Annotated in this window: 1 protein-coding gene; it reads left to right on the top strand. The window is 66.7% G+C overall.

What is annotated here, in order from left to right; translation table 11 throughout:
- Positions 1 to 256: hypothetical protein (locus GOEFS_RS23580; protein WP_007316727.1), on the top strand; the 256-nt coding region annotated here is incomplete at its 5' end.
- Positions 257 to 430: the final 174 nt, after the last annotated feature.

Raw genomic sequence — 430 nt, 5'->3', positions numbered from 1 at the left:
CGGTGTTCGGCTCGCCGGGTCTCGATACGGGCGCGTCTCGCTGGCGCTCGGCGTGCCCACTCGACCATCGGAGGTGGAGTGGTTGGCTGGCGCTCGGCGTGCCCACTCGACCATCGGAGGTGACTGGTTGGCTGGCGGTCGGCGTGCCCACTCGACCATCGGAGGTGACTGGTTGGCTGGCGCTCGGCGTGCCCACTCGATCGGCAAATGCCACCGCTGGTCGACTGTGCTCGGCGATGCGTGGGAGCAGTGGTGACCGGTCGCTGTGAGGTTTCCCAACACTCGGCTAGTCGACGGGTCGATTCGCAGCTGGTACCGGGCCACGTGAATTGTCGTCCCCCTCAGGGGCATCGAAGGGCATATTGCCCTCGGATCTCACTCACGGGGACGATAATTGTGGTTGGGGCGCGGCCAGGCAGTCGCGTCCCGT

The organism is Gordonia effusa NBRC 100432, from assembly GCF_000241305.1.
Taxonomy (GTDB): domain Bacteria; phylum Actinomycetota; class Actinomycetes; order Mycobacteriales; family Mycobacteriaceae; genus Gordonia; species Gordonia effusa.
This window is presented reverse-complemented; position numbering and strand designations above follow the sequence as displayed.